This is a genomic window from Comamonas sp. (assembly GCF_036643215.1).
GTDB lineage: Bacteria > Pseudomonadota > Gammaproteobacteria > Burkholderiales > Burkholderiaceae_C > Comamonas.
In genome coordinates this window covers 1-5,800 of the sequence record NZ_JAVXSJ010000068.1, presented here as the reverse complement: position 1 = coordinate 5,800, position 5,800 = coordinate 1, and the positions used below count along the sequence as shown (strand labels likewise).

At 59.6% G+C, this 5,800-nt stretch carries 5 protein-coding genes; all 5 read left to right on the top strand.

The features are described 5' to 3' along the window. Positions 1-2,333 (top strand): formate dehydrogenase-N subunit alpha (gene fdnG, locus RSF91_RS19485; protein ID WP_332569958.1); only part of this gene is annotated, 2,333 nt, incomplete at its 5' end. Between the two features lie 12 nt (positions 2,334-2,345). Beyond that, positions 2,346-3,269 (top strand): formate dehydrogenase subunit beta, encoded by a 924-nt coding sequence (gene fdxH, locus RSF91_RS19480; protein WP_332569957.1) that lies wholly within the window; start codon positions 2,346-2,348, stop codon positions 3,267-3,269. Next, positions 3,266-3,892, top strand: a complete 627-nt coding sequence (locus tag RSF91_RS19475) for a formate dehydrogenase subunit gamma (RefSeq protein WP_332569956.1) — start codon at positions 3,266-3,268, stop codon at positions 3,890-3,892. Before fdxH ends, RSF91_RS19475 begins: the two co-directional genes overlap by 4 nt. Before the next feature lie 91 nt (positions 3,893-3,983). Continuing rightward, positions 3,984-4,949 (top strand): formate dehydrogenase accessory protein FdhE, encoded by a 966-nt coding sequence (gene fdhE / locus RSF91_RS19470; protein WP_332569955.1) that lies wholly within the window; start codon positions 3,984-3,986, stop codon positions 4,947-4,949. 91 nt (positions 4,950-5,040) lie between these two features. Further along, on the top strand, positions 5,041-5,800 hold a 760-nt coding region (selA, locus tag RSF91_RS19465), incomplete at its 3' end, for an L-seryl-tRNA(Sec) selenium transferase (RefSeq protein WP_332569954.1).

Here is a 5,800-nt window from a genome sequence, read left to right as displayed (position 1 = left end):
TGACCGAAGCGAAGGAGCACAACAAGGCTCACTTCATGGTGGTCGATCCGCGCTTTAACCGCTCGGCATCCGTGGCTGACTTCTATGCACCGATCCGCTCTGGCTCGGACATCGTCTTCCTCGGTGGCGTGATCAATTACCTGCTCACGAACGACAAGATTCATCACGAGTATGTGAAGAACTACACGGACTTCTCGTTCATCGTGCGCGAGGACTTTGCGTTCGACGAAGGTATTTTCTCGGGCTACAACCCTGAAAAGCGTACTTACGACAAGGCGTCGTGGGACTACGAACTGGGTGAAGATGGCTTTGTGAAGGTGGATCCGACTCTGGAACACCCTCGCTGCGTCTATCAGTGGCTCAAGAAGCACTACGCTGGCTACACCGCTGAAAAGGTGGAATCCATCTGCGGCACACCCAAGGAAAAATTCCTGCACGTGTGCGAGAAGCTGGCATCGACCGCCGAAGCCGGTCGCGTTGCGACCATCATGTACGCCCTGGGCTGGACTCAGCACACCACAGGTGCGCAGATTCTGCGTACCGGCGCCATGATCCAGCTGCTGCTGGGCAATATCGGTATCGCTGGCGGCGGCATGAACGCGCTGCGTGGCCACTCCAACATTCAGGGTCTGACCGACCTGGGCATTCTGTCTGCTTCGCTTCCAGGGTACCTGACGCTTCCAAACGAAGCCGAGCAAGACTACGACCAGTACATCGCCTCGCGCACGCCAAAGTTGCTGCGTCCTGGTCAGATGAACTACTGGTCGAACACGCCCAAGTTCCACGTCAGCCTGATGAAGGCATGGTGGGGTCCCGCTGCGACTGCTGAGAACAACTGGGCATTTGACTATTTGCCCAAGCTGGACAAGCAGTACGACATGCTGCAAGTGTTCGAGCTGATGACCAAGGGGCAAATCAACGGCTATATCGCCCAAGGTTTTAACCCGCTGGCAGCTCTGGCCAACAGCAACAGCGTGCGCGAAGGCCTCAAAAAGCTGAAGTTCCTCGTCATCATGGATCCGCTGGTTACAGAAACTTCCGAGTTCTGGAGAAACCACGGCGAATTCAACGATGTGGACTCGGCCTCTATTCAGACCGAAGTGTTCCGTCTGCCAACCACCTGCTTCGCTGAAGAAGAAGGTGCCGTGGTCAGCTCGTCACGCGTGCTGCAGTGGCACTGGAAGGCTGCAGAGCCACCAGGAGAAGCCAAGACTGACATCGCGATCATGTCGGGTCTGCACCTGCGCCTGAAGGCTCTCTACCAGAAGGATGGCGGCAAGTTTGCCGACCCCATCACCAACCTGTTCTGGCCTTACGCCGAATCCGCTCACCCCTCTGCCGAGGAAGTGGCCAAGGAATACAACGGTCGTGCGCTGGTAGATCTGTTCGATCCTAAGGACCCCACCAAGCTCATCCGCAAGGCGGGCGAGCAACTGGGCGGCTTTGGCGAAATGCGCGATGACGGCACCACGCTGGGTGGCTGCTGGATCTGGGCTGGTGCCTGGACCTCGTCTGGCAACCAGATGGCTCGCCGTGACAACAGCGACCCGACTGGCATTGGCAATACGCTGAACTGGGCCTGGGCCTGGCCTGCCAACCGCCGCGTGCTGTACAACCGCGCATCGTGCGACCGTGAAGGCAAGCCTTTCAACCCTGACCGCGTTCTGATCAAGTGGAATGGCAAAAACTGGGGTGGTGCTGACGTACCAGATATTGCCCCGACCTTGCCGCCGGAGACCACCAATCCGTTCATCATGAACCCCGAAGGTGTGGCCCGCCTGTTTGCCCGCAAGGGTCTGATAGAAGGACCGTTCCCCACGCACTATGAGGCGTTTGACAACCCGCTTGGATACAACCCCATGTATCCCAAGAACAAGCTGGCCGTCATCAGCCCCATCATCCGTATCCTCGACACCGCCAAGGGCACGCAGGGCGACCCCAAGGACTATCCACATGTGGGTACGACTTACCGCCTGACCGAGCACTTCCACTACTGGACCAAGCACGTTCAGCTGAACAACATCGTTCAGCCCGAGCAGTTCGTGGAAATTGGCGAGGCCTTGGGCAAGGAGCTGGGTATTGCCACCGGGCAGAACGTCAAGGTTTCGTCAAAGCGTGGCTTTATCAAGGCCGTGGCTTTAGTGACCAAACGCATCAAACCCATGCAGATTGATGGCAAGACCATCCATCACGTGGGCGTGCCGATTCACTGGGGCTTCTCCACAACGGGACGCAAGGGCTATCTGGCTAACAACCTGACAGCCTCCGTGGGTGACGGTAACAGCTTGACCCCTGAATCCAAGACCTTCCTCGTGAAGGTGGAAAAGATCTAAGGAGCCACGCTGATGTCCTCAACCATGTCTCTCGATATCAAGCGCCGCTCGGCCACGACGACTCCTGCCCCCAATGCGCGCGATGCGCACGCGGGCGAAGTCGCCAAGCTGATCGACGTCTCCAAATGCATTGGCTGCAAGGCTTGCCAGACAGCATGTATGGAGTGGAACGACCTTCGTGATGAAGTCGGTACGGCAGCTGCCGGTGTATACGACAACCCGACCGATCTGACCGATCAGTCGTGGACCGTAATGCGCTTTACCGAGTACGAAAACGAAGCTACAGGCAACCTGGAGTGGCTGATCCGCAAGGACGGCTGCATGCACTGCGAAGACCCAGGCTGCCTGAAAGCCTGCCCATCGCCTGGCGCTATCGTCCAATATGCCAACGGCATCGTGGACTTTCAGCAAGACCAGTGCGTGGGCTGCGGCTACTGCGTGACGGGCTGCCCGTTCAACATTCCGCGCATCTCCAAGAAGGACAACAAGGCGTACAAGTGCACCTTGTGTTCTGACCGCGTGGCTGTTGGCCAGGAACCTGCCTGCGTCAAGACCTGCCCCACGGGCGCTATCCAGTTCGGCACCAAAGATGCCATGAAGGAACAAGCGTCCCGCCGTGTCGTCGACCTCAAGGAACGCGGCTACGAAAAGGCTGGTCTCTATGACCCACAAGGCGTGGGCGGCACACACGTGATGTACGTTCTGCATCATGCGGACAAGCCTTCGCTGTACAAGGGCCTGCCGGACGATCCGTCCATCAGCCCCATGGTGTCGCTGTGGAAGGGTGTTGCCAAGCCTCTGGCTCTGGCAGCTCTCGGGGCAGCGGCCGTTGGCAGTTTCTTCCACTACATCACCAAGGGTCCTCTGGAAGTGCCCGAGGAGCTGGAAGCCGAAGAAGCCCGCAAAGCTGAACAGAGCAAGGAGAACCGCTCATGAAAAGCCGCTCTCGTGACATCCAGCGCTACACCGCCGGCGAGCGCGTCAACCACTGGGTAGTTGCCATCAGCTTTGTGCTGCTGGGACTGTCCGGCCTGGCGTTCTTCCACCCCTCGTTCTTCTTCATGACGAACCTGTTCGGTGGCGGCCCTTGGACGCGCATCCTGCACCCCTACATCGGCGTCGTCATGGCCGTCGGTTTCATCATGATGTTCTTCCGCTTCTGGCAGCTGAACATCATCAAGGACCGCGATGTGGAATGGCTCAAGAACGTCGGTGCACTGGTCAATGGCGAGCATGAAAAAATGCCCCCCGTTGAAAAGTACAACGGCGGCCAGAAGGTTCTCTTCTGGTTGCTGGTGTTGTGCATGCTGGGCCTGACCGTGACCGGTGTGCTGATGTGGCGCGCCTGGTGGAATCTGCCCGTGACCGTTGTTCGCATCGGCTCTCTGGTACATGCCATCAGCGCCTTTGGCCTGATCGGCCTGATCATTGCGCACGTCTACGCAGCGATCTGGACCAAGGGCACCATCCGCGCCATGACCCGTGGCACCGTGACACGTAGCTGGGCACGCTTCCACCACCCTCTGTGGTTCCGCAAGGTCACTGGCGAAGACAAGTAATTGCCCTCGCCGGCCTCAGGCCTTACGCCTGAATGAAGCCGCCGACCTCCATCATGGTGGTCGGCGGCCATTTATTTTTTGGGAATGAATAATGCAACGCATCCTCCAACCCGGTGAAATCGAAGCACTGGATCACACCAGCTTTCCCCGCATCTTGCTGCCCCAGGTCAGCAGCCTGTTCGCCGAGCGCGCTGCACGCCTGCGCCAGCTGGCCAATGGCAACCCCATTGCCGACTACCTGCAGTTTGTGGCGCAAATCATGGATGCGCAGCACAAGGCTGTGGCCACACTGGAAATCACTGCCCCTGATGCCGAGCTGATGGCTCGCGCCCAAGAGCATTCCATGCCCCTGCTGCCCGCAGTGGACACCATCGACCCCGCCTGGCAAACCGTGCTGGACAACATGCTCGACACGCTGCAAGGCAGCGAGGGCCTGCCCGCACCACTGCAGCCCCTGCTCAAAGAACTGCGCGCACTGCCCCCCGAAGCCCGTGCAGACATTGCCAAAAAGTTGCTGCAAAAAGAAGTGGCCGCGCGCCACGTAGGCATGGCCCCCTTCATCATGGCAGCGCTGCAAGTCACCTTCACCAAGCGCTCGGCCAGCCTCAGCCCCCGCGACGTGCCCTATACCGACCCCGCCAGCATCTGCCCGATCTGCGCCAGTGAACCTGTCGCCAGCGTTGTCCGCATCGGCGGCAAGATGGCCGGCCACCGCTATGCACACTGCGGCACCTGTGCTTGCGAATGGCATATGGTGCGCGTCAAGTGCACGCACTGCGAATCCACCAAGGGCATTCACTACCAAGGCCTTGAAGGCGCTGGTGAGGAAGTTCTGGCAGAAACCTGCGAGGAATGCGGCTGCTACCGCAAGATCGTCAATCAGGAAAAGAACCCCATGGCCGAGCCTCTGGCTGACGACCTGGCCAGCCTGATGCTGGACCTGCTGATGAGCGAAACAAAGTTCCAGCGCGCCAGCGCCAACCCTCTGCTATTTGTGGCCGTGGCCGAAGAGCAAGAGGGCGAACTCAGCAACGAGCTGGTAGACCCCGCCGCCTGAGTCTGTCCAAGGCCAACCGCCACCATAATGAAGGCGGCAGGGCTGGTACCTGCCGCCTTTTCCATATCCAGAGATTCAAAACATCCCGTCCATGAGCACCACTGCAGCGACCTCCGCCGAAATTTCGCACCCCTCACAGCTGCCCGCCGTGGACAAGGTTTTGCTGGCCGCTGAAATGCAGCCGCTGCGCGAAGCCTACGGACTGGACGCCTGCACCAAGGCCGCCCGCACTGTGCTCACACATTTGCGCCAACAACTGCTGGGCTCAGCCGATCAACCCGGCCAGCCCGTGCAAGCGGACCTCACCAGCATTGTGCAAAGTGCTCAACGTCTGCTGCAGGCCCGCTTTGCACCGCGTCTGCAACCGGTGCTCAACCTCACCGGCACCGTGCTGCATACCAATCTGGGCCGAGCCCTGCTGCCGCAGGCCGCCATTGATGCCGTGGTGCAGGCCATGAGTTCCCCCGCCAACCTTGAATATGACTTGCAAGACGGTAGCCGCGGCGATCGCGATGATCTGGTCGAATCGCTGATCTGCGAGCTGACCGGCGCAGAAGCCGCAACCGTCGTCAACAACAATGCCGCTGCCGTGCTGCTGGTGCTGTCCACCATGGCCATGGGCAAAGAAGTCATCGTCTCGCGCGGCGAGCTGGTGGAGATTGGCGGCGCCTTCCGCATCCCTGACGTGATGACTCGTGCGGGCGCCAAGCTGATCGAAGTCGGCACCACCAACCGCACCCACGAGAAAGACTATGCAGGCGCCATCAGCGAGCACACCGGCGCACTGATGAAGGTTCATTGCAGCAACTACGCCATCACCGGCTTTACCAAAGCCGTCAGCGACGCCGATG